This window comes from Naasia aerilata, assembly GCF_030296595.1.
In the GTDB taxonomy this organism is placed as follows: Bacteria; Actinomycetota; Actinomycetes; order Actinomycetales; family Microbacteriaceae; genus Naasia; species Naasia aerilata.
This window is the reverse complement of sequence record NZ_AP027731.1, coordinates 1,701,370-1,724,497: the sequence shown is the minus strand read 5'-3', so window position 1 is coordinate 1,724,497 and position 23,128 is coordinate 1,701,370. Positions and strand designations below refer to the sequence as shown.

16 protein-coding genes and 1 pseudogene are annotated in these 23,128 nt (G+C 70.9%); 8 read left to right on the top strand and 9 right to left on the bottom strand.

All coding sequences use genetic code 11. The features are described from left to right. Window positions 1–557 precede the first annotated feature (557 nt). The 4 genes from QUE51_RS09135 to QUE51_RS09120 form a co-directional block, all read right to left on the bottom strand. Window positions 558–1,943 carry a glycosyltransferase family 2 protein gene (locus QUE51_RS09135; RefSeq protein WP_286276089.1) on the bottom strand — a complete coding sequence of 462 codons (1,386 nt, stop codon included), beginning with the start codon at window positions 1,941–1,943 and terminating at the stop codon, window positions 558–560. A gap of 311 nt (window positions 1,944–2,254) precedes the next feature. Then, a complete protein-coding gene (locus tag QUE51_RS09130; protein ID WP_286276087.1) occupies window positions 2,255–2,581 on the bottom strand; it encodes a WhiB family transcriptional regulator in 327 nt (108 codons plus the stop codon). Window positions 2,582–2,813: 232 nt separating this feature from the next. Continuing rightward, a complete protein-coding gene (galE, locus tag QUE51_RS09125; RefSeq protein WP_286276086.1) occupies window positions 2,814–3,779 on the bottom strand; it encodes a UDP-glucose 4-epimerase GalE in 966 nt (321 codons plus the stop codon). A 56-nt stretch (window positions 3,780–3,835) separates the two neighbouring features. Then, window positions 3,836–3,988, bottom strand: coding sequence for a hypothetical protein (locus QUE51_RS09120; protein ID WP_286276085.1), 153 nt, complete (start codon window positions 3,986–3,988; stop codon window positions 3,836–3,838). Window positions 3,989–4,126: 138 nt separating this feature from the next. Here QUE51_RS09120 and QUE51_RS09115 point away from each other — a divergent pair, with 138 nt between their 5' ends. From QUE51_RS09115 to QUE51_RS18015, 6 genes and pseudogenes are all read left to right on the top strand, one after another. After that, window positions 4,127–5,104 carry a GlxA family transcriptional regulator gene (locus tag QUE51_RS09115; RefSeq protein WP_286276084.1) on the top strand — a complete coding sequence of 326 codons (978 nt, stop codon included), beginning with the start codon at window positions 4,127–4,129 and terminating at the stop codon, window positions 5,102–5,104. Window positions 5,105–5,219: 115 nt separating this feature from the next. After that, the gene (locus QUE51_RS09110) at window positions 5,220–7,493 is read left to right on the top strand and encodes a PKD domain-containing protein (RefSeq protein WP_286276083.1); all 2,274 of its coding nucleotides are present in this window, start codon (window positions 5,220–5,222) and stop codon (window positions 7,491–7,493) included. Beyond that, the gene (locus QUE51_RS09105) at window positions 7,490–11,875 is read left to right on the top strand and encodes a PKD domain-containing protein (protein WP_286276082.1); all 4,386 of its coding nucleotides are present in this window, start codon (window positions 7,490–7,492) and stop codon (window positions 11,873–11,875) included. The genes QUE51_RS09110 and QUE51_RS09105 overlap by 4 nt, the downstream gene beginning before the upstream one ends. A gap of 194 nt (window positions 11,876–12,069) precedes the next feature. After that, window positions 12,070–14,313: pseudogene (locus tag QUE51_RS18025) on the top strand (lamin tail domain-containing protein); the annotation flags it as partial. Between the two features lie 151 nt (window positions 14,314–14,464). Further along, entirely contained in the window at window positions 14,465–15,118 is a 654-nt protein-coding gene (locus QUE51_RS18020; RefSeq protein ID WP_350226770.1) for a PKD domain-containing protein, read from the top strand. Beyond that, window positions 15,076–16,704 carry a PKD domain-containing protein gene (locus tag QUE51_RS18015; RefSeq protein ID WP_350226769.1) on the top strand — a complete coding sequence of 543 codons (1,629 nt, stop codon included), beginning with the start codon at window positions 15,076–15,078 and terminating at the stop codon, window positions 16,702–16,704. The genes QUE51_RS18020 and QUE51_RS18015 overlap by 43 nt, the downstream gene beginning before the upstream one ends. A gap of 372 nt (window positions 16,705–17,076) precedes the next feature. Here the strand turns inward: QUE51_RS18015 and QUE51_RS09095 are convergent, their stop codons facing one another. Both QUE51_RS09095 and QUE51_RS09090 read right to left on the bottom strand, forming a co-directional pair. Beyond that, complete coding sequence (locus tag QUE51_RS09095; RefSeq protein WP_286276080.1) at window positions 17,077–17,703, bottom strand: hypothetical protein; 627 nt, start codon at window positions 17,701–17,703, stop codon at window positions 17,077–17,079. Next, on the bottom strand, window positions 17,700–18,329 hold the full coding sequence (locus tag QUE51_RS09090) for a type I phosphomannose isomerase catalytic subunit (RefSeq protein ID WP_286276079.1): 630 nt from the start codon (window positions 18,327–18,329) through the stop codon (window positions 17,700–17,702). The genes QUE51_RS09095 and QUE51_RS09090 overlap by 4 nt, the downstream gene beginning before the upstream one ends. Window positions 18,330–18,446: 117 nt before the next feature. Here QUE51_RS09090 and QUE51_RS09085 point away from each other — a divergent pair, with 117 nt between their 5' ends. Together QUE51_RS09085 and QUE51_RS09080 are read left to right on the top strand one after the other, a co-directional pair. Next, complete coding sequence (locus QUE51_RS09085; protein ID WP_286276078.1) at window positions 18,447–19,652, top strand: acyl-CoA dehydrogenase family protein; 1,206 nt, start codon at window positions 18,447–18,449, stop codon at window positions 19,650–19,652. Between the two features lie 185 nt (window positions 19,653–19,837). Beyond that, on the top strand, window positions 19,838–20,512 hold the full coding sequence (locus QUE51_RS09080) for an SGNH/GDSL hydrolase family protein (RefSeq protein WP_286276077.1): 675 nt from the start codon (window positions 19,838–19,840) through the stop codon (window positions 20,510–20,512). 432 nt (window positions 20,513–20,944) lie between these two features. On the opposite strand, the gene QUE51_RS09075 is transcribed toward QUE51_RS09080, so the two are convergent. The 3 genes from QUE51_RS09075 to QUE51_RS09065 all read right to left on the bottom strand — a co-directional run bounded on the left by QUE51_RS09075 (window position 20,945) and on the right by QUE51_RS09065 (window position 23,103). Then, window positions 20,945–21,625 carry an RraA family protein gene (locus tag QUE51_RS09075; RefSeq protein ID WP_286276075.1) on the bottom strand — a complete coding sequence of 227 codons (681 nt, stop codon included), beginning with the start codon at window positions 21,623–21,625 and terminating at the stop codon, window positions 20,945–20,947. A 222-nt stretch (window positions 21,626–21,847) separates the two neighbouring features. Continuing rightward, on the bottom strand, window positions 21,848–22,258 hold the full coding sequence (locus QUE51_RS09070) for an SRPBCC family protein (protein ID WP_286276073.1): 411 nt from the start codon (window positions 22,256–22,258) through the stop codon (window positions 21,848–21,850). Continuing rightward, window positions 22,255–23,103 carry a class I SAM-dependent methyltransferase gene (locus tag QUE51_RS09065; protein ID WP_286276072.1) on the bottom strand — a complete coding sequence of 283 codons (849 nt, stop codon included), beginning with the start codon at window positions 23,101–23,103 and terminating at the stop codon, window positions 22,255–22,257. Before QUE51_RS09065 ends, QUE51_RS09070 begins: the two co-directional genes overlap by 4 nt. Window positions 23,104–23,128 lie beyond the last annotated feature (25 nt).

Sequence of the window (23,128 nt, the reverse complement as noted above, 5' to 3'; positions counted from 1 at the left end):
GAGGACGACGGGCAGCAGCAGAGCGGCGCCCACGATGCCGGCACTCGCGCCGAGCGGCGACGCGAACTCCTCCCAGCCGGTCGACCCCGGCGTGGGCAGTCCGACGAGATAGCCGAGCGCGGTCGCAAGCGGTGAGGAGTCCGTGTCGACCGGCACGACGACGCCCGGGTCCGCCAGGATCCCGAGCGGCGTTCCGCGGAGGATCTGCTGCGCTGCGAGCGGGGCGAACAGCGCGATCGCGGGCAGCGGGAGCAGGAGGAGGCGGTGCCACCCGCGGCCCCGCCGGCCGGAGGACGCGAAGACGACCACCGAGACGACCCAGACGAGGAGCAGTGCCGGCCACAGCGACGGAGCGCCGGCCAGCACCCCGGCGGCGAGCAGGGCGGCAGCCGCTGCCGCGGCCCAGGAGCGGCGAGCGGCGGTCAGGGCGAAGAAGAGCCATGGCAGCAGCAGGTGGGCGACGACGGCGCCGAGCCGGCCCTCGTCGAGCGCCACCAGGAAGGAGGGCGCGAGCGTCCAGCCGGCCGCCGCAACGACGCGGAGCCAGCCGCTGCCAGTCACGCGCGCGGCGGCGAGCCAGGCCGCGAGGGCCGCGAGCGGCATCGCGGCGAGGTACAGCAGGACGATGCTGGCCGAGGGAGACCAGAAGGTGACCGTGCCGAGCAGCGCGAGCACCCACGCGAAGGGGTCGGCAGCCCCGAGGAAGCCCTGGCCGAGCCCCTGCCAGGTGTACCCGAGCCGTGCCCAGAGCGTGCCGACGTCCGCGAGCGGCAGCAGACCGGGGGCCGCAGCGGTGCCGGCGCCGAGCAGCGGAACGTGGAGCGCGAGCCCGACCACCGCGGCGACGAGGACGGTCCACGCGCCCCCGCCGGGAAGAACCGGATGTCGTGCCGCCCGATGCGCCGAGCGGCCGTCGCGTCCTCTCGCGCGAGTGCCCGCCGTCGCCGGATCTCCGCCCACGGCAGCCGGAGCGAGGCGATGGCCGACCAGCCGAGGACTCGCTCGTGCCTCAGGCGACGCCGGGATCGGGCGACGCTGGCAAGGTGCGCGAACGCGACTGCAAGGGCGGCACCGAACTCGCCCAGCGAGCTCTCCGGCTGCTTGCGGAGCAGCTGGCCGAGGGCTCGGACGAGCGCGAGGGGCAGCAGGGAGAGCCAGTGCAGCGGCACGGCGAGAGCGGGCGCGTACGCCAGGCGACGGTGCAGCTGAGCGGTGCGAGCGAGTCGGGAGCGCCTGCCGCGGGAGGTCCGCGGGCCGAGCAGCGCGGTCCCCGGGGCGCGGCGTCCTGCCGACAGCACCTTCGCCTCGGGCACGAGTGCGACGCGGTGCCCGGCGAGCCGTGCCCGGATGCAGAAGTCCAGCGCGTCGTCCATCGCGGGCAGCGCGGGGTCGAACCCTTCGAGCCGATCCCAGACCCGGTGCCGGACGAGCATCCCGGACGCGGCAACGGCGAGCACGTCGCTCTCCCGGTCGTACTGGGCTTGGTCGAGCAGCGGCTCGGCGAGCTCGACGGAGGTGCCGAACCGCGTCATGCTCTCGCCGAAGGAGTACAGGTACTCCGGATCCGCCCACTGCATGAGCTTCGGCCCCGCGACGGAGACCGACGGCGAGATCTCGAGCGCCGCCAGCATGGCGCGCAGCGCGTCCGGGTCCGGCGCGTTGTCGGCCGCCAGCAGCCAGAGCCACTCGTCGTCCCCTGCGGCCGGCGCGACGATGCGAACCGCCGCCTGCACCGCCTGCCCGAGCGAGAGGGTGGACGGCGCCGCGATGTGCTGGACCGACTGGAGGCCCGACGGATGCTCGGTCAGGCGCTCGTGCTCGCCGATGTCGACGAGGACGACCTGATCCGGGGCCCGCGTCTGGGCGGCGAGCGCCTCGAGCGTGCGGTCGAGATAGGCCCCCGCGTCATGTGCGACGAGGATCGCAGTCACTTTGGGGCCCACGCCGCCACGGTATGCGGGACAGGTTGCCGCGCTCCGCAGGACACCCCGCTAACGCCCAAAGGGATGGTCGCCGACGCCCGATGCGGTGGTCGCTCTATATAGAGAGGAGAGAGCCGACGTTCGCCGCGACGGCGCACTTGGGCCGGCTCGTTCGGAGGCGCGCGCTTCGCGATCCCGCGAACCGCGGGCTTCGGGTCCCGGGAGCGCAGAAGGGGCGCCCCGCAGGACGCCCCTTCTCATGCTGTGTGCGATTCCCCCGAACCGCTCGGCGTTCGGGCCCCGCTCGCCGGGGCTCGTCGACCGCGTCGTACTCAGCTGGCCTGCTTGCGCAGCTTCCGGCGCTCGCGCTCGCTGAGGCCACCCCAGATGCCGAAGCGCTCATCGTTCTGGAGTGCGTACTCGAGGCACTGGGCCTTGACCTCGCACGTGGTGCAGATCTTCTTGGCCTCGCGGGTTGAGCCGCCCTTCTCGGGGAAGAACGCCTCGGGGTCGGTCTGGGCGCAGAGCGCGTCGCCCTGCCAGGCGAGCGCGTCGTCATCTTCAGTGATGGTCTGCTTGCGAACCCCGGGAACGCCCAGGCGGACCGGGTCTACGAACCAGTCGCTCGGGACCCCTGCGCGAATCTCAGTGATGGCCATGTGAAGTCTCCCCCGTGTGCACTGGAGCTGGGTGCTCTGTGTGCGTTGGAGTAATTACACCGGTGGAATTACACCCGCGTCAAGCGCGGAACCATAGAGGCTCAACCAACGCCCGAGGGTTGCGACTCGCCGGTAACAGATCCGAAATACAGGCGCAAATCGGGCCGCTCACAGACTCGTCCCAGACTCGTTCCAGGGTCCCGCCGGAGATCCGCGGAATTCCGCGGGAGTGTCAACTCGCCGCGCCGCGGCGGGCTTCCCAGGCGCTCGACACCATCTGCTCCAGGGTGTGTCGCATGGCCCAGTAGAGATCTCGCGCGGCGAGCTCTCCCGAAGCCACGATGCGGGCAGGGTCGCCGGGCCGGCGCGGCGCGACCTCCGGCTCGAAGGGGATTCCCGTGCCCTCGGCCATGGCCGTCATGATCTCGCGGACGGACACCCCGTCCCCGCTGCCGAGGTTGTAGACGGGCTCGAGCGGCTCCCCGGCGTCGAGCCTTCTGGCAGCCGCGACGTGGGCGGCGGCGAGATCGGACACGTGGATGTAGTCGCGGACACAGGTGCCATCCGGCGTCGCATAGTCCGTCCCGTTGATCCGCGGCGTCCGTCCGTCGAGGAGCGCGTCGAAGACGAGCGGGAACAGGTTGTGCGGGCTCGCATCGTAGAGATCCGGGTATCCGGAGCCGACGACGTTGAAGTACCGCAGCGACGTGTGCCTCAGCCCGACCGCGCGCTCCTGGTCGCGGAGCAGCCACTCGCCGATGAGCTTCGACTCGCCGTACGGCGACTCGGGCCGCGTGGGGGTCGCCTCGGTCACCAGGTCGACATCCGGCGTGCCGAACACGGCAGCGCTCGAGGAGAAGACGATGCGATCCACGCTCCGGTCGCTCATGACGCCGAGGAGCGTCGCGGTGCCCGTGACGTTCTGGAGGTAGGTGTGCAGTGGACGCTGCACCGAGACGCCGGCGTACTTGAACCCGGCCAGGTGCACGACCCCGGTGACGTCGTGCTCCTCGAACGCCCGCTCGAGGAGCATCCCGTCCAGGATGCTGCCGCGGACGAGCGGGACATCCTCCCGCACGAAGCCGCGGATCCCGCTGGAGAGATCGTCGAGGACGACCGCGGGGATGCCCGCCTCGGTGAAGGCCCGCACCACGTGCGAGCCGATGTATCCGGCGCCGCCGGTGACGAGCCAAGCCATGCGGTCAGCCTATCGACGGCTCAGGATGCGCCCGTGGCGGGCGACGAGCCGGCGCTTCAGCGGAGCACGCCGCGCGGGAGCTCGTACGGATGACTGCGCGGCGGAGAGGCCCAATGTCCATAGCCGTCGGAGCGGAAGGCGTGGACGGACGCCACGACGGCGGCCGCGGCGAGGAGCAGGATCGGCAGGAAGAAGAAGTAGAAGAGCATGGCAGGAAAGCTACGGTTGCCAGAATTCCGCCACGAGTGGCAGGATTGCCGTCAGTCGTGCAGATCCTGCCATGATGGTCGACGCGACCGGTTGGGCTCTTCCGTCCGCTCGACACCATGCTCGAAGAAGGGGACCTCGTGCTTCAGAAGATCGTCTGCATCGCCCTCCCAGGGATGGCCCCGTTCGAGTTCGGCACCATCTGCGAGGTGTTCGGGATCGACCGCACCGACATGGGCGGCCCCGGATTCGACTTCACCGTCGTCGCGGCGGACCCCGGTCCGGTTCCCGTGAAGCACGGCCTGCAGCTGATCGTCCCGGACGACCTCAGCGCCGCCGAGGACGCCGACCTGATCGCGATCCCCGCCTACCTCTGGACCGGCTTCGACGACCGGGTCCTCGACGTGATCCGGCGGGCCGCCGCGCGTGGCGCGTGGGTGCTCAGTGTCTGCAGCGGCGCCTTCTACCTGGCCGAGGCCGGCATCCTGGACGGCAAGCGCGCGACGACGCACTGGATGCACGCGGACAAGCTGGCGGAGCGCTATCCCGCCATCGAGGTGGACCCGGACGTGCTCTTCGTCGAGCAGGGCAACATCGTCACGGGCGCCGGGACCTCGGCGGGCATCGATGCCGCCCTGCACATCGTGCGCAAGGAGCTCGGGGCCGGAGCCGCCAACGTGATCGCGCGCCGCATGGTCGTGCCCCCGCAGCGGGACGGCGGCCAGGCGCAGTACATCGACTCCCCTGTTCCCGAATGCCGGACGGACTCCTTCGCCGAGGTGACCCAGTGGATGATGGAGCACCTGCAGGAGGACCTGAGCATCGAGCAGCTCGCGCGCCGGGCGCTCATGTCGACGCGCACCTTCGCCCGGCGCTTCCGCGCCGACACCGGGACGACGCCGGCAGCCTGGCTCAATCGGCAGCGGATCATCCGCGCGCAGCAGCTGCTCGAGGAGTCCGACCTCGGGCTCGAGCAGATCGCGCAGCAGACCGGGTTCGGCTCGGCGGCCGTGATGCGGCACCACTTCGTGAAGGTGCTGCAGACCAGTCCGCTCGCCTACCGGCGGACGTTCGGCGCCCGGGAGGGTGCGCCCGTCGAGGAGCTGCAGAGCGCCTAGGCCTGCTGTCGGGCGGCTCTGGTGGGGAGCGCCTGCTCGGGAGTACCGTGCGGGCAGTCTCCGTCGCGCTCTGCCACCCCCAGGCCTCCGGTGGAGCCCGTTCTTCGGAGCACCGATGGCCCCCTTCCGGCGTGCGCTCGCCCTGACAGCCTCCCTCGCAGCGGCGGCCGCCGCTCTCGGGGCCGCCCCGCCCGCCTCCGCGGCGGATCCGTTCGCCTTCACCGTCATCGGGGATGTCCCCTACGGCACGACCCAGACGAGCCAGTTCCCGAGCCTCATCGACCAGATCAACGCCGACCCGAACGTGCAGCTGGTGAGCCACCTGGGGGACATCTCGAGCCCCCTCAACTGCTCGACCTCGTACTACAGCGCCATCAAGGCGCTGTTCGACCGCTTCCTCGATCCGATGGTCTACACCCCGGGCGACAACGAGTGGACCGACTGCTCCCGCGCGGCCACGGGCGCCGGAAACCCGCTCGACCGGCTCGCCGCCGTCCGCGCGGTGTTCTTCCCGCAGCCCGGGACCTCGCTCGGCCAGGCGCCCATCGCGGTGGCCGCGCAGGCGGGCTACCCGGAGAACGTGCGCTTCGACCAGGCGGGTCTCAGCTTCGCCGCGGTGCATGCCGTCGGCTCTCTGAACGACCTCGCGGTCTGGAGCGGCAGCACCTCGGTGGGCACGGCGCAGCGAGCCGAGGAGCAGGCCAGGGTCGGCGCGGACGTCCAGCTGATCCACGACACCTTCGCCCAGGCGGGCTCGTCAGGGAGCCGGGCCGTCGTGCTCATCACCCAGGCGGACATGTTCATCTCGGGGCAGAGCTCGACCTACAAGTCGGCGTTCCAGGCCATCGTGCAGGCCATCGCCGCGGACAGCCGCGCGTTCGGGAAGCCCGTGTTCCTCATCAACGGCGACACCCACTCCTACAAGAGCGACAAGCCGCTCACGTCGTCCAGCTGGCAGAGCTACTACGCCACCGCCGCGGTGCCGAATCTTTCGCGCATCACGATCCAGGGCGGGACGAGCGAGTGGACCAAGTTCACGGTCGTGGACACGTCGGCGGTGCTCTCCTGGCAGCGGGTGAAGTTCGGCGCGACTCCCCCGCCGCCGCCCGCGAACACTGCCCCTTCGGCGGCGTTCACGAGCTCCGCGGCAGGACTGACCGCCACCGTCGACGGGTCGGGCTCGCGCGACGGCGACGGCACCGTGACGGGGTACAGCTGGGACTTCGGGGACGGCGGCACGGGAACCGGCGTGATGGCGACACACGAGTATGCGGCGGCCGGCGTGTACCCCGTCACGCTCAGCGTCACCGACGACGACGGGGCCACGGCGGCCATCACGCAGTCGGTGGTGGTCACGGACGACAGCACTCCGCCGCCACCCTCCCCCGCCGTCCACCCTCGCCCAGGACGGCTTCGCCAGGACCGTCGCGGGCGGCTGGGGCGCTGCGGAGGTCGGCGGCGCATGGACGACGCCGAGCACCGCCGGAAACTACGCAGTCGACGGCAGCGCCGCGCGCCTCACGACGCCGTCGGGATCGGAGCGGTTCGGCTATCTGACCGGCGTCTCGTCGTCGGCGACCGACGTGCTCGTCACCGTCTCGTTCCCCCGGCCTGCGAGCGGCAGCGTGTACGTCGGCGCCGTCGGACGCCGGGTGGGATCCGCCTACTACCTCGGGCGAGCCGTCGTCAGCACCAACGGCGCGGTGCAGTTGCAGCTCCGCCGCGGAACGACCGGGCTGACCACGGCGACGGTGCCGGGCCTCAGCGTGGCGAGCGGCGAGCCGCTCCAGGTGCGGGTCCAGGTCACGGGCACCTCGCCCACGACGATCCGGGCGAAGGTCTGGAAGAAGGGCACGGCGGAGCCATCCGCCTGGCAGGCGACCACGACCGACAGCACGTCGGCGCTGCAGACCGCCGGACACATCGGCCTGTACGACTACTACAGCAGCGGCGCGAACCCTGCGAGCCTCGCCATCTCGTTCGACGACCTCCTCGCGACGGCAGCTCCGTAATCCGGCCGCGGAGCGCTCGGCTCCTCCCGGGTCGGTGCCTTGCAGGCTTTTCTCAGAAAACAGTGGCGGGGGTGCCGCGCCCCCTGATATGGTCACGCCGCGCCGTCTACCCGAACGGCGCGGGCACTATCGGCTACCCACCGTGCGCCCTCACCTGTACCCGAGGACCTCCCATGTCGGTAGGACGAAGCCGCCGCGCGGTTTCCGCAGTCACCATCACCTCTCTTCTCGGCGCCGGCCTCGTCTTCGTGGCCGCCTCCCCCGCCTCCGCCGAGCCCGGCGGCGTCGTGATCTCCGAGATCAACTACCACGCGCCCAACTTCGCCGCCGACGGGGTCACCCCCTCGACGACCTCGGCGACTTCCTCGAGCTCGTGAACACCTCGGGCTCCCCGATCGACATGTCGGGGTGGACCCTCACCTCCGGCGTCACCGGCACCTTCCCCGCCGGCACGGTGCTCGCCGCCAACGCCCGCTTCGTCGCGGCGAAGGACGCGGCCAACTTCTCCTCGCTGCACGGCTTCGCCCCCGACTTCCTCTACGGCGGCAACCTCTCGAACGGCGGCGAGACCCTCACCCTGTCGACGGCAGCCACCGGCGGAACCGTCGTCGACAGCGTCCTGTACGACGACGACCCGGCCCTCGGCTGGCCCGTGGCCCCGGACGGCGACGGCAAGAGCCTCGAGCTCCGTGACCTGCTCTCCGACAACACGCTCGCCGAGAGCTGGGACGCGAGCACCGTCAACGGCGGCACGCCCAAGGCGACGAACTCCATCGAGGGTCAGCCGGTTCCCCCGTCGATCACCGGCGTGACGGCGAACCCCGCCCGGCCCGCGCCGAGCCAGGCGATCACCGTCACGGCGACGCTGCCCAAGAACTCCTCCGCGACGCTGACCTACAAGGTCATGTTCGGCGCGAACGTGACCGTGCCGTTCACCGACGCCGGCAGCGGCGCGGCCAGCGACGGCGTCTACGGCGCCTCGATCCCGGGGCAGTCCGCCGGGAGCCTCGTGAGGTACCGGATCGACGCGACGCGCGGCGGTGTCACGTTCACGGCGCCCGCCTCCGACGACACCATCAACTTCCTCGGCGTCGTGGTGAAGGACTCGAGCTACACCACGCAACTGCCGACCATCGAGTACTTCATGGAGGACTCGGTCTACAACGACCTCCGCGCCAACCACCGCGAGGACGACGTGCAGGGCCCGGCGGTCTGGACCTACAACGGCCAGGTCATCGACAACGCGCTGATGAACATCCGCGGCGGCATCTCCCGCGAGGCGAACAAGGTCAACTGGAAGGTCGAGCTGCCGAAGGGGCACACCTTCGACCTCGGCGGGCAGCTGCCCTACCCCCTCGACGAGTTCGCCCTGCAGAACTACCAGTACAACCAGCCCGACATCGCCTGGGCGACCGTGAAGGCCGCAGGGGCGCGCGGGCTCAACATCATCCCGGTTCGCACGCAGCGCAACGGGCAGTTCGAGGAGCTCGGCCGCATCATGGAGACCGAGGACGGCTCCTGGCGCAAGGACCAGGGCGTCGACGACTGGGCGATCTACAAGGGCGACGGCGGCTCCGTCGGCCGCACCTCGTCCCCGACGGTCCTGCAGGCGAACGAGTGGCTCGACAAGAAGACGCGTGAGGACGAGGACTACACCGACGTCTGGACGCTGAGCAACAACGTCGACGCCGACGCGTCGGCCGCGCAGCAGGCGTGGATCTACCGCAACGTCAACGTCCCCGAGCTGATCAACTACATGGCGATCAACTCACTGCTCCGCAACTCGGACACCGGTGTGCACAACTGGTGGCTCGCGCGCGACACCGAGGGCACCCAGCGCTGGGAGATGTGGCACTGGGACCTCGACCTCACCCTTGGGCGCATCACCCCCGGTGACACAGGCCCGTTCCTGACGCCGGACACGAGCAACAACTTCACCCAGGCCATGCTCGCCTACCCCGAGTTCAGGGAGATGTTCTTCCGGCGTCTGCGGACGCTGGCCGACCAGTTCCTGCCGGCGCCGCTGCTCGAGAACCAGTGGAGCGCGATCACCGCGCGCACCCAGCAGGAATGGGAGCTCGACAGCGACAAGTGGGGCGTCGGCGGGGTGTCGAACACGAGCTACAACAACGCACTCAACGAGCGGCGCAGCACGATCCTCGGCAGCAGCCAGGTCCCGGCGGCGCAGTCCGCGAATGCGAACGTGGTGATCAACGAGATCCAGTACAACGGCTCCGGTGCGGGCGGCGACTGGATCGAGCTGGCGAACCCGGGCAGCACCGCGGTCGACATCTCCGGCTGGAAGATCGCCGACGGCATCGACCTCACGGTGCAGGCGGGCACCGTTCTCCCGGCGGGTGGGCGCATCCTCTTCGTGGAGGACGACGTGGCCTTCCAGGCGGCGTACCCGGACAACAACCGCCTCGTCGGCGGCGAGTTCGGCGGCGGGCTCAGCGGCTCCGGCGAGACCCTCACGCTGACCGACGGCGGCCGCACGGTCGACGCCGTGACCTACGGCGACGGCGTGGACGACGCCTGGCCGGTCCCGGCGAACGGCGCCTCGCTCGAGCTCAAGAGCGTCAGTGCCGACAACGCGGACCCGGCGAACTGGACGGCGACGTCCACCACCCGCGGCACGCCCGGTCTCGCGAACACCGCGTCGACGCCGGCCAACCCGGCGCCGACCGCCTCGTTCACCGCGACACCCAACGGTCTCGCCGTGAGCGTCAACGGGTCCGCCTCGACGGACGCCAACGGATCGGTCACCGCCTACTCGTGGAACTGGGGTGACGGCACCGCGGCGAGCTCTGGGGTCACCGCCTCCCACACCTACGCCACGGCAGGCGACTACACCATCACGCTGACGGTGACCGACAACGGCGGAGCGACCGGCTCTACCACGCGGGCGGTCACGGTCAGCAGCGGCACCACGCCGCCCCCGGCCGGCACCCTTGCTGCGGACACATTCGGGCGGACGGCGACGAATGGCTTCGGCACGGCCGACACCGGCGGAGCCTGGACCGTCGCGGGCACCGCGTCCAACTACGCCGTCAACGGCGGCACCGGCAAGTTCACGACCGCAGCGGGCTCCGAGCGCAACGCGTACCTGAACGCCGTGTCCTCCACGAGCACGGACCTGACCTTCAGCGCCGCGTTCAACCGGCCGACCTCGGGCACCGTCTACGTCGGGGCCTACGGCCGCCGCGTCGGCACCGAGTCGTACCGGCCGCGCGTCACCGTCACCTCCGGCGGCGTGGTCACGCTGCTGCAGCGGGTCAACGGCACCACGCTCACCACGCTGCGCTCCGGCACGGTTGCCGGCCTGACGTTCGGCGCCAGCGACTCGCTGAGCTTCCGGATGCAGGTCACCGGCACCGCGACTCCCACCGTCCAGGCGAAGGTCTGGCGCACCGGAACCGCCGAGCCCACCGCTTGGACCCTCACGTCGACGGACACGGCGGCCACCACGGCGCTGAAGGGCGCGGGCTCGGTCGGGCTGTACTCCTACTACAGCTCGGGCTCGACGCCCTCACCGGCGGTCGTCAGCTTCGACAACCTGACCGTGACCGGCGCCGGCGGGGGCACCCCGACGAACGCCGCTCCCACCGCTGCGTTCTCGTCCACCACGAACGCCCTCACGGCGAACGTGAACGGCGCGGGCTCCACGGACTCGGACGGCACGATCGCCGCCTACTCCTGGAACTGGGGCGACAACACCGCCGCCGGCGCCGGCGCGACGGCGACCCACACCTACGCGGCGGCCGGCACGTACACCGTGACCCTCACGGTGACGGACAACGGCGGCGCCACCGGCACGGTGTCCCACCAGGTCGCCGTCAGCGCCACCCCGCCGGCGAACACCCCGCCGACCGCGGCCTTCACCAGCACCGTGAACGGCCTCACCGCGAGCCTCAACGGATCGACCTCGAGCGACCCGGGCGGCAGCATCGCCGCCTACGCCTGGCAGTTCGGCGACGGGACCACCGGCACGGGCGCGACCACCAGCCACGCCTACGCCACCGCCGGCACCTACCAGGTGACGCTCACGGTCACCGACAACCAGGGCGCCACCGGCACGGTCACCAACCCGGTCACCGTCACGTCCACGCCGCCCGCAGGCGCCGCCTTCGCGGCCGACACGTTCGGCCGGACCTCGACGGGCAGCCTCGGCACCGCTGAGACGGGCGGAGCGTGGACTGTCGCAGGCACGGCGTCCAACTACGCCGTGAACAACGGCACGGGCAAGTTCACGGACGCGGCGGGCTCCGAGCGCAACGCGTACCTCAACGCCGTGAGCTCGACGAGCACGGATCTGACCTTCAGCGCCGCGTTCAACCGGCCGACCTCGGGCACCGTCTACGTCGGCGCCTACGGCCGCCGCGTCGGCACGGAGTCCTACCGGCCGCGCGTCACCGTGACGGCGAGCGGTGTCGTCACGCTGCAGCTGCAGCGGGCGAACGGCACCACCCTCACGACGCTGCGCTCCGGCACGGTGTCGGGCCTGACCTTCGGAGCCAGCGACTCGCTGAACTTCCGGATCCAGGTGTTCGGCACCACCACCCCGACAGTGCAGGCGAAGGTCTGGCGCACCGGGGCCGCGGAGCCGACGGCGTGGACGCTGACCACCACGGACACGGCGGCCACCACCGCCCTCCGCGGCGCGGGCTCGATCGGGCTGTACTCCTACTACAGCTCGGGCTCGACCCCGTCACCGGTGGTCGTCAGCTGGGACAACCTGACCGCGCGCCCGGTCCAGTAGAGCAGCGCCGGCCGAGCGAAGGCCCGGCCGACCACGCCCCCGGGACATCCCCGGAGCGCCATCCGGCGCCTCCGGGGATGCCGTGCGCGCGGGGGCGTGTCGCTCTTCGGTCCGGGGGCGTCCCGGCCGCCCAACTGCTCTAGCGGTGGGCTCCGAGGCGCTGATATGGTCGCCCCGCGCCGCTTACCCGAACGGTGCGGGCACCGTCGGCTACCCACCGCCGCGCCCTCGCATTCTCCGAAGGACCTCCCAATGGCGGCAGGACCCGGTCGGCGCGCTGCGTCGGCGATCTCGATTCTCTCCTCGCGGCCGGCGGCCTCGTCGTCGCCGGCGCGGCACCCGCGTTCGCGGACCCGGGCGGGGTGGTGATCTCCGAGATCAACTACCACGCGCCGAACACGATCGGCACGACGGCCGTCGATGATCTCGGCGACTTCATCGAGCTGGCGAACTCGTCAGCCGCTCCCATCGACCTGTCGGGCTGGTCCTTCACGGAGGGCGTGCTGTTCACCTTCCCGGCCGGCACCGTCCTTGCGGGCGACGACCGCATCGTGGTGGCCCAGGACTCCGCCATGTTCTCGAGCATCTACGGGACGGCACCGGACTACGTCTGGACGGCCGGCGAGAAGCTCAAGAACAGCACCGAGCCGATCACCCTCGTGGATGCGGCGGCCACGACGATCGACAAGGTCACCTACGCCGACACCGCCCCGTGGCCGGGCGCCCCGGACGGCACCGGCCCCTCCCTCGAGCTGCGCGACCTCTTCTCGGACAACACCCTTGCCGAGAGCTGGGGCCCGAGCACGGGCAATGGCGGCACGCCCGGCGGCACCAACTCCATCGAGGGCACCGCGCCCGCGCCGACCATCACCGGCGTGACCGCCACCCCGGCCCGCCCGAACCCTGACCAGCCGGTGCAGATCACCGCCACCCTTCCCAAGGGCGCGAGCGCGACCCTCACCTACAAGATCCTGTTCGGCGCCGACGTCGCGGTGCCGTTCCTCGACGACCTCGCGAGCCCCGGCGGCGCCAACGACGGCGTCTACGCGGCGAGCATCCCCGGTCAGGCGCAGGGCTCCCTGATCCGCTACCGGATCGACGGCACCAAGGCGGGCGTCGGCTTCTCGGAGCCTGCGGCCGGAGACACGGCGAAGTACCGCGGCGTCGTGGTCCTGAACCCGAGCGTCAGCACGCAGTTGCCCGTCATCGAGTGGTTCATGGAGGACTCCGTCTACAACGACCTCCGGGCCAACCACCGTGAGGACGACGTCCAGGGCGCCGCCGTCTGGTCCTACAACGGCCAGGTCTACGACAACGTCCTCATGAACATCCGTGGCGGCGTCTCCCGCCAGGCCAACAAGAACAACTGGAAGGTCGAGCTGCCCAAGGGCTACGAGTGGGACATGGGCGGCAAGCTGCCGTACGCGCTCGACGAGTTCGCCCTCCAGAACCTCGTGACCGCGAACGCCGACATCGCGTGGGACACGGTCGAGAAGGCGGGAGCCCGCAGCCTCACGATCATCCCGGTCCGCACCCAGCGCAACGGCCAGTTCTGGAGCCTCGGCCGCATCATGGAGACGGAGGACGGCACCTGGCGCGATGACCAGGGCGTCGACGACTGGGCCATCTACAAGGGCGACGGCGGCTCGGTGGGCCGCACCTCCTCCCAGGCGGTGCTGCAGGCCAACGCCTGGCTCGACAAGAAGACCCGCGAGGACGAGGACTACACCGACGTCTGGACCTTGAGCAACACGGTGGACGCCAACCCGTCGGCCGCGCAGCAGGCCTGGATCTACCAGAACGTCAATGTGCCCGAGCTCATCAACTACATGGCGATCAACTCGCTCATCCGCCACCAGGACAGCGGCTGGCACAACTGGTGGCTGGCCCGCGACACCGAGGGCACCGGCCGCTGGGAGATGTGGCACTGGGACCTCGACCTGACGTTCGGCAACCCCACGACTGACGACAAGGGCCTCTTCCTGACGCCGGACACCTCCAACAACTTCACGCAGGCGATGCTCGCCTACCCCGAGTTCAAGGAGATGTTCTATCGGCGGCTCCGGACGCTGGCGGACCAGTTCCTGACGCCGGGTCAGTACGAGGCGCAGTGGGACGCGATCGCCGGCCCGACCACGTCGGACTGGACGCTCGACCGCGCCATGTGGGGCTCCACTGCCCAGTCCGGCGCACGGAGCCGGTTCATCACCGGCCTCGCCGACCGCCGCAACGCGATTGCGAACAACACCCCGGCTCTCGTGCCGACCTCGCAGTCGGCGAGCGCGAACGTCGTGATCAACGAGATCCAGTACAAGGCCGCGAACACCGGTGACGACTGGGTCGAGCTCGCGAACCCCGGCAGCACCGCGGTCGACATCTCCGGCTGGACGCTGAGCGGCGGCATCGATCTGACGATCCAGGCCGGCACCGTTCTCCCGGCGGGGGCCGCATCCTCTTCGTCGCCGACGACGTCGCGTTCCGCGCCGCCTACCCGACAGCCAACCGCCTCGTCGGCGGCGAGTTCGACGGGGGCTGTCGAGCGACGGCGAGGAGATCACCCTCAAGGAGGGCACGCGCACGGTCGACACCGTGACCTACGGCAACACCGACCCCTGGCCCGCGGCTGCGAACGGCACCGGCCCGTCGCTCGAGCTCGTCTCGCCCACCGCCGACAACTCCGACCCGGCCAACTGGCGCGCGACGTCGACGACGGGAGGCACGCCCGGCTTTGCGAACACGGGAGGCGGGACCCCGTCCAACCCGGCGCCGACCGCGTCGTTCACCAGCACGGTGAACGGGCTCGGCGTGAGCGTCAACGGGTCCGCGTCGAGCGACAGCAACGGAACGGTCACGGGCTTCTCGTGGAACTGGGGCGACGGCACCGCCGCCGGAACCGGCGCGACCGCGACGCACACCTACGCAGCGGCGGGGACCTACACGGTCACGCTCACCGTCACGGACAACGGCGGCGCGACGGGTTCCACGACCCAGCAGGTCACCGTGACGGGAGGCACCACGCCTCCCCGGCCGGGACGCTCGCGGCGGACACCTTCGGCCGCACCTCGACGGGCAGCTTCGGCACCGCCGAGACCGGCGGCGCCTGGACGGTCTCGGGCACCGCGTCGAACTACTCGGTCGCGAACGGCACCGGCCGCTTCTCCACGGCCGCCGGCTCGGAGCGGAACGCGTACCTCAACTCGGTGTCCTCGAACAGCTCCGACCTGCGGGTCAGCGTGGCGCTGACCCGGCCCACCGCGAGCACGGTCTACGTCGGCGCCTACGGCCGCCGCGTCGGCTCCGACTACTACCGGGCGCGCGCGAGCGTGAGCACCAGCGGTGCGGTGGTCCTGCAGCTCCAGCACGGCACGACCACTCTGCGGACCGGCACAGTGAGCGGGCTCACCTTCAACAACGGTGACACGCTGCAGCTCCGGGTTCAGGTGACCGGAACCTCGCCGACGACCATCCAGGCGAAGGTCTGGAAGTCCGGCACGGAGGAGCCGTTCAACTGGACGCTCACCACCACGGACACCACCGCAGCCCTCCAGGCCGCGGGCTCGGTGGGCCTCTACGCGTACACGAGCAGCGGAGGCGCCCCCAGCCCGAACGTCGTCAGCTGGGACAACCTGTCGGTGACCGGTGCCGGCGGCGGCACCCCGACCAACGCGGCGCCCACCGCGGCGTTCTCGTCCACCACGAACGCCCTCACCGCGAATGTGAACGGGTCCGGCTCAACGGACTCGGACGGCACGATCGCGGGGTACTCCTGGAACTGGGGCGACAACACCGCTGCCGGCACCGGCGCGACAGCGACCCACACCTACGCCACGGCCGGCACCTACACGGTGACCCTCACCGTGACGGACAACGGCGGCGCCACCGGCACGGTGTCCCACCAGGTCGCCGTCAGCGCCACCCCACCGGCGAACACCCCGCCGACCGCGGCGTTCACCAGCACCGTGAACGGCCTCACCGCGAGCCTCAACGGATCGACCTCGAGCGACCCGGGCGGCAGCATCGCCACCTACGCCTGGCAGTTCGGCGACGGCACGACCGGCACGGGCGCGACCACCAGCCACGCCTACGCCACCGCCGGCACCTACCAGGTGACGCTCACGGTCACCGACAACCAGGGCGCCACCGGCACGGTCACCAACCCGGTCACCGTCACGTCGACGCCGCCCGCGGGTGCCGCCTTCGCGGCCGACACGTTCGAGCGCACCTCGACCAACGGGTTCGGCACGGCGCAGACGGGCGGCGCGTGGACGGTGTCCAGCACGACGTCCAACTACGCAGTGAACGGCGGGACGGGCAAGTTCACCGATCCGGCAGGGTCCGAGCGCAACGCTTACCTCGTGGGGGCCTCGTCCGCGAGCACCGATCTCACCTTCAGCGCGGCGTTCGCGCGGCCGACGAGCGGCACGGTCTACGTCGGTGGCTACGGTCGCCGCGTCGGCACGGAGTCCTACCGGCCGCGCGTCACCGTGACGGCGAGCGGAGTGGTCGCGCTGCAGCTGCAGCGGGTGAACGGCACAACGCTGACGACGCTGCGCTCCGGCACCGTCGCTGGCCTGACGTTCGGTGCCAGCGACTCCCTGTCCTTCCGGATTCAGGTCTTCGGCACCACCACCCCGACCGTTCAGGCGAAGGTGTGGCGGACCGGGACCGCGGAGCCGGCGGCCTGGACGCTGACCGCGACCGACACCGCCGCCACCACCGCGTTGCGCGGTGCGGGATCCATCGGGCTGTACTCGTACTACAGCTCGGGATCCACCCCGTCGCCGGTGACGATCAACTGGGACAACCTGACCGCCCGCCCGGTCCAGTAGAACTCGGCCGGCGGAACGGGAGGTCCGCCGGCTGAGCCTCCTCAGCCCGGTGGCGCCGACAGGGCGTCACCGGGGTCCCCTGGCGGCGCCGCCCGCACCACCGGGGCTCCCCGTCGGCGCACTCGTACCATCGGGGTTCCCTCGGCGCGCGGGTCTCGCCCATCCTGCCTGTTCTGCCCCTTCGCCCGCCCATGCACCCGGTTCCGCGAGTTGCGCGGATCAGGAGATTTTGCGCGGATCAGGACGATCGGCCGTTTTCGCACGCGGTTCAGGAAGACATGCCGTCTCCTGAGGGCGATTGCCTGATCCGCGCAGAACGCCGACCGCGCGGGCGAGGCGACTCAGCCGTAGGGCGGCCCCGACGGCGGGTGCTCAGTCGTTCGTGGTGGCGACGAACGCGACCGCAGATCCGGAGAACTCGAGGCGCTGCTCGTCGGGCGTCACGAAGATCGCCTCTCCTCGGCCGACGGCGCGCTCCGAGAAGGCCCCGCGGACGACGAGCTCCCCGAGTGACAGAACGATCGCGGGCCCGGTCAGCGTGAGCGTCGCGACGTCGGGGCCGGTGGTCGTGTAGCCGTGCACCGCACCCGCCTCTCCGACAGCCACACGGGCGAGCAGGAAGTCGGGCACGTCCGGGCGGTACAGCTCGACGCCAGGGCCGCCATCCTCGGCGCGGATCAGAGGCGCGGGCACCGGCTCGAAGAGCACTACCTTCTGCAGCTCCTCGGTGTCCACGTGCTTCGTGGTCAGACCGCCGCGCATGACGTTGTCGGAGGCGGCCATGATCTCGATCGCAAGGCCGCGCAGGTAGGCGTGCACGTTGCCGGACGGCAGGTAGATCGCCTGCCCCTGCATCACGCTGACGCGGTTGAGCAGGAGCGCGACGAGGATGCCGGGGTCGCCGGGGTGCCGGTCCGCGAGCTCGGCGAGAGTCTCGTACTCGCGGCGGAAGCTCGAGGACGATGGCGCCGAGCGCGCGACTCGGCCGAGCGCCGTCACCGTGCGATCCGCCTCCGGCGATCCCCCAGCGCGAAGGCGACGATGTTCTTCAGCGCGCTCGCGCGGTCGTCGTCGACGAGCGCGCACAGGTCCCGGATCGGACCCGCGTCCTCGGGGCCCATCGCCGTCGCGATCGCCTGCAGCTCGTTCAGCATCAGCCGCGTCTCGGCGACCTCACGGAACCCGGCGAGCACCTCGAACGTCTCGCTCAGGGCGTGCGTGAGCTCCGGCTTGGCGCGCTCGTCCTTGTACAGGCGGTGCGGCGCGTCGAGGGCGACGCCGGACGCGTTCTCCCGCGCGAAGCCCTCCTGCGCCTGCTCGATCGACGGGTGGGCCTGGATCGACAGCGGCTCATTGGCGGCGAGCACCTTGAGGAGGAACGGGAGGGTGTCCGAACGCCGGTTCGCCCCGAGGGCGCGAGCCGGATCCGCGGCAATAAACCGGTCGAGGGTGCGGTGCCCGCCCACGAGCGCGGGCTCCGTGACCACGGACGGCGACAGCGGGTGATCCCCGAGCCAGAGCTCGGCCTCGGGGCCGCCGGACGGCGCCCGGCCGAGGATCTCGGCGATGGCACTCGTCGATCCCCAGGCGTACGACTGAGGGGTGTTGGTGATGCCTACAAACACGGATCGGTCCTCGCTTCTTCGCTTGCATCAAACTACCAACCGCTTTTGCCCCGTTCTGAGCCCGCGACTAGCCTCGATCCGGTTTCGCCTCGGCACCCCACCGCAATGGAGCACAGAATGACTCTCGACACGACGCTCGCCCCCGCCACGTTCACGCGGCTCACCAGCGACTTCTACGGCTACGAGGACCTCCTCGAGGACCGCGAGAAGCAGGTCCTCGCCGACCTGCGGGACTACCTGGAGCGCGAGGTCCGGCCGCTCGTCGACGACTACTGGACGCGCGCCGAGTTCCCCACCCAGGTCATGAAGCCGCTCGCGGACCTCAAGCTGTTCGCGATGCCGTGGGCCGAGACCCGTCCGTACGAGAACTCGGCGGTGTTCCGCGGGTTCGTCGCGCTCGAGCTCGCTCGCGTCGACGCCTCCATCGCGACCTTCGTCGGCGTCCAGAACGGCCTGGCGATGGGCGCCATCAGCGTGGGCGGCGACGAGACCCAGCGCCGCGAGTGGCTGCCGAAGATGGCGGCCGCCGACGTGATCGGCGCGTTCGGTCTCACCGAGCCGCTGTCCGGCTCGGACTCGGCGCAGGGTCTGCGCACGGTCGCGACTCGCGACGGCGACGACTGGGTCCTCAACGGCTCCAAGCGCTGGATCGGCAACGCCACCTTCAGCGACATCACCATCATCTGGGCGAAGAGCGCGGAGGACGGCCAGGTGAAGGGCTTCATCGTCCCCACCTCCACCCCCGGCTACACGGCCACCAAGATCGAGAACAAGCAGAGCCTGCGGATCGTGCAGAACGCCGACATCACGCTCGACAACGTGCGCGTGCCGGAGAGCAACCGCCTGCAGAACGCGAACAGCTTCCGCGACACGGCGACCGTCCTGCGCCTCACCCGCGCCGAGGTGGCGTGGGCGGCGGTCGGCAACGCGATCGGCGCCTACGAGGCGGCCGTCAAGTACACCGGCGAGCGCGTCCAGTTCGGCAAGCCGATCGCGTCGCACCAGCTCGTGCAGAACCTCCTGGTCCGCAGCCTCGGCAACATCACCGCCTCGATGGGCATGGTGGTTCGCGTCTCCCAGCTGCTCGATACGGGCAAGCAGAAGGACGAGCACGCCGCGCTCGCGAAGCTGTTCGCGACCGAGCGGATGCGCGAGACGGTCGGCTGGTGCCGCGAGGCCCTTGGCGGCAACGGCATCCTGCTTGACTACGGCGTCGCCCGGCACATGGCCGACGCGGAGGCGATCTACTCCTACGAGGGCACGCGCGAGATGAACACCCTCATCGTGGGTCGAGCGATCACCGGCAAGGCCGCCTTCGTCTGACCGCGCCGGGAGTGCACGTTCCGGCCCGAAGTGTGCGGTGTACCGCGCACACCGGGCCGGAACGTACTGCTTCACGCTCACGCGGGCCGTATGGACACGTGCCTCCCGCTGCCGATCCTGACGCGCCCGCGGCACCCGCGGCAGCGCGGCGTGCCCCTGAGGGCTCGCGGCTCCGAACTCCAGGCATGCTGCGCCGACTCCTCCTCTCCGCCACCGCCCTCGGCGCCGCCCTGGGACTCGCCGGCTGCGCTGCCGCCGCACCCTCCCCCGCCGCGTCGGAGGGAAGCGGCCCGCTCGTCGCGTTCTACGGCGACTCCTACACGCTCGGCACGGGTGCCAGCGACCCGGCGAAGCGCTGGTCTACGGTGATCTGCCGCGAGCGCGGCTGGCGCGAGTACAACCCGAGCGTCAACGGCCTGGGCTTCGTGAACCACCGCACCGCCTTCGGCGAAGGCAGTGGCGATCTGCCGTCGCTCGTCCTGGCGAAGAAGCCGGACATCCTCTTCATCACGATGGGCCTCAACGACAACTTCAGCTATGACGCCGATCCTGACCGCATCCGCGCGCAGATCACGGCCGACTCCACCCGCATCTCCGAGGGCCTTCCGGATGCCCGCATCGTCGTGGTGGAGCCCTTCTGGTACACCGACGAGCGCCCGGCGTCCGTGGCCACCATCATCGGCTGGGTGAAGGACGCAGCGGCAGCGATCGGCGCGGATTACATCCCGGATGCCTCGCACTGGATCGAGGGCCACCCCGAGTGGATGGCGAACGACGGCCTCCACCCGAACGACGACGGCTACGCCGAGATGGCGCGGAAGATGGACGACGCCCTGCGTCATCTCGACCCGCCGCTCTGACCTCTACCCCCAAGACGGGTGCGCGCTCGGGCCCGATTCCGCGACTTTCCGCGGATCCGGGCGGCGTCTCCCCACGGACTGGGGACTCCCGGTGTCGGAGGGGGTCCGCATACTCGTCTGCGGGGGAAGAAGAGATCATGAGGATTTTGAGCAAGGCATTCACGCGTTTCCTGCAGGCGCAGGTCATCGATTCGGACTTGGTGCACGAGCGGCTGATCACGCGCCGCGAGGCCGCAGAGCTCGCCGCCGCGGCGTAGCGAGCGCCCGCCGCAGAACGAGGAGCCGGGCCCGCGCAGCCCGCTGATCGGGGGCCCGCGCCACCCGCTGATTGAGGAGCCCGCGCAGCGGGCGTCTCGAAATCAGCAGCGGATCCGCGCGGGTTGAAGCCCCACCGCGTCACCACCCGGGGCAATCGCCCGCGCACCCGCCGCCTTACACCTCGATGGCGCCGCCGTGCTCCTGGAGATGACGCCTCAGCGTGACGCTCGGATCCGCCGCCTGTGCGCGCCGATACCCCGCGAAGTCGAGCTGGCTCCGCAGACTCTGCCCGCCGCGCATCCGCTGCGCCTGCGCGCCTTCCGTCTCCTGAATGGACGCGGCGAGCGCGAAGATCTCCTCGCGCCCCTCGGGAGCCAGGAACAGGACCCCGTCGTCGTCGCCCACCACCCAGTCGTCGCCGGAGACTGCGACGCCATCGAGGAACGCGGACCGCATCGCCCGACCGGCGGGCGGCACCCGGCGCGGCCCGTACGAGCGGGCGCCCATGCTGTGCAGCGGCAGCCCGATCTCGACCAGCTGCGTTGTGTCCCGGTGCCGACCCCACACCACGATGCCGGCGAAGCCGGCCTCCCGCGCCTCCAGGACCATGAGGTCGCCAAGGCAGGCCTCGTCCTCGCGCCCGCCGTTGTCGACGACGAGCACGCCCCCTGGTGCGGCGTCGTCGATCGTCTCGAGCAGCACGTCCACGCTGCCCAAGTGCGTCACGGGGCAGGCGGGCCCGGCGAACGGGGCTCCTGGGAGGAGAGGGACGAGCGTCGAAGGTCCCGGACGAGCGGGCACCCCGATCCGGAGTGACGCGTCGGCGACCGCCGCGGTGGACAGGATCAAGGCCATGGGCTCTCCTTCTCTTCGGACTCCTCCGAGTGTGCCGAAGTCGTGCATGCAGGAACCGCCGCTCTTCCCCGACTTCCCGCCATCCTCGCCGCACCAGCTCGCTGACGAAATCACGGAGAAGGCACCCGCCGGGCATTCAGTCATGCGGATCCGGCGGGCACAGGGGCGAGATCTCCGCGATTCGGGCAGCAGGCCCAGGGGAACGCGGCGCAGCCGCAGAGGTCAGGCCGCGCCGTCGGACTCCAGGAGCCGCTTGAGCGTCCGCAGGTCGGCCTCGACCGCAGCTGCGTCCGCCTCGAACGCCTCCGCCGCCGTGCCGTCCGCCCACCGCAGGGTGAACACGACGTCCGCAGCGGCATCGCCGTCGGGGATCACCCGCATGGGGTTGTCGAACGTCTGTCCGTCCTCGAGCGTCACGCGGTGATCGAGCACCCCGAAGTCGTTGCCCGGCGCGAACTGCACCTCCACGGCACCCATTGGGGACTGCGCGATCCAGCGGCCGTCCACACTGGCGATGGAGCCGCCTAGTCCGGCCGCCCAGCGCGGCAGGTTCGCCGGCTGGACGCAGAAGGCGTAGATCTCCGCAGCCGGACGCTCGATCCGCATGCTGACATGCCGCGTCTCCCGGGTCACCGGGTCTCCGTGCGGGGCCGGGTGGCCACGATCTTGAGGGTGAGCGGCAGCCGATCCATCGCACCGGGCAGCACCCATCCCCGCGGCGTCTCCACGAGCGCGCCGAGAGCTTGCCAGGGGATGGTCGTGCCCTCGTCCATCGCGCGGAGGACCAGACCGACGTCGAGCAGCGCCTGCACGATGTCGGAGACGGAGTGCGGCCACTCGAAGGTGACGGCGCTGCGCAGTCGCACGCCGGGATCCGCGTACGTCGTGCCGTCCTCGTACCGGATCGGTCCCTCGAGTCCGAAGTAGGGCCGCCCGAGCCTCAGGGCATCCACAGGGCTGTCGAAGGCCACGGCGTTGAGCATGGGATGCGCATCCCGCAGGAAGAAGACGCCGCCCGGGGCGAGGAGGTCCCGCACCGCCTCGGCCCAGCGCGGAAGGTCGGGGAGCCAGTTCAGCACGCCGATGCTCGTGTAGACGACATCGAACCGCTCGCCGACGACCCGGGCAGCGTCCACCACGTCGCACTCGAAGAACCGGCAGTCGACACCCGCACGCGCGGCGAGGGCGTGCGCCGCCTGCACGGACTCGCGCGAGAAGTCGACGCCGACCACGTCGGCACCGAGTCGCGCCCAGCTGATGCTGTCGGTGCCGATGTGGCTCTGGAGGTGGATGAGCCGCAGACCCTTGACCGAGCCGCCCGGCAGGTGCGGCGCCAGGCTGACCGCATCGGCCCGCACGACGGCGGAGATGGCGCCGCTGTCCCCCGCGAACGACTCCGCGCCATAGGCGCGCACGTGCGACGGCACACGCTCGTCCCAGTTGGCGCGGTTGGCGGCGACTTCCTCGTCGGTACTCATGTCCCTTTCCTAGCAGAATCCCTGG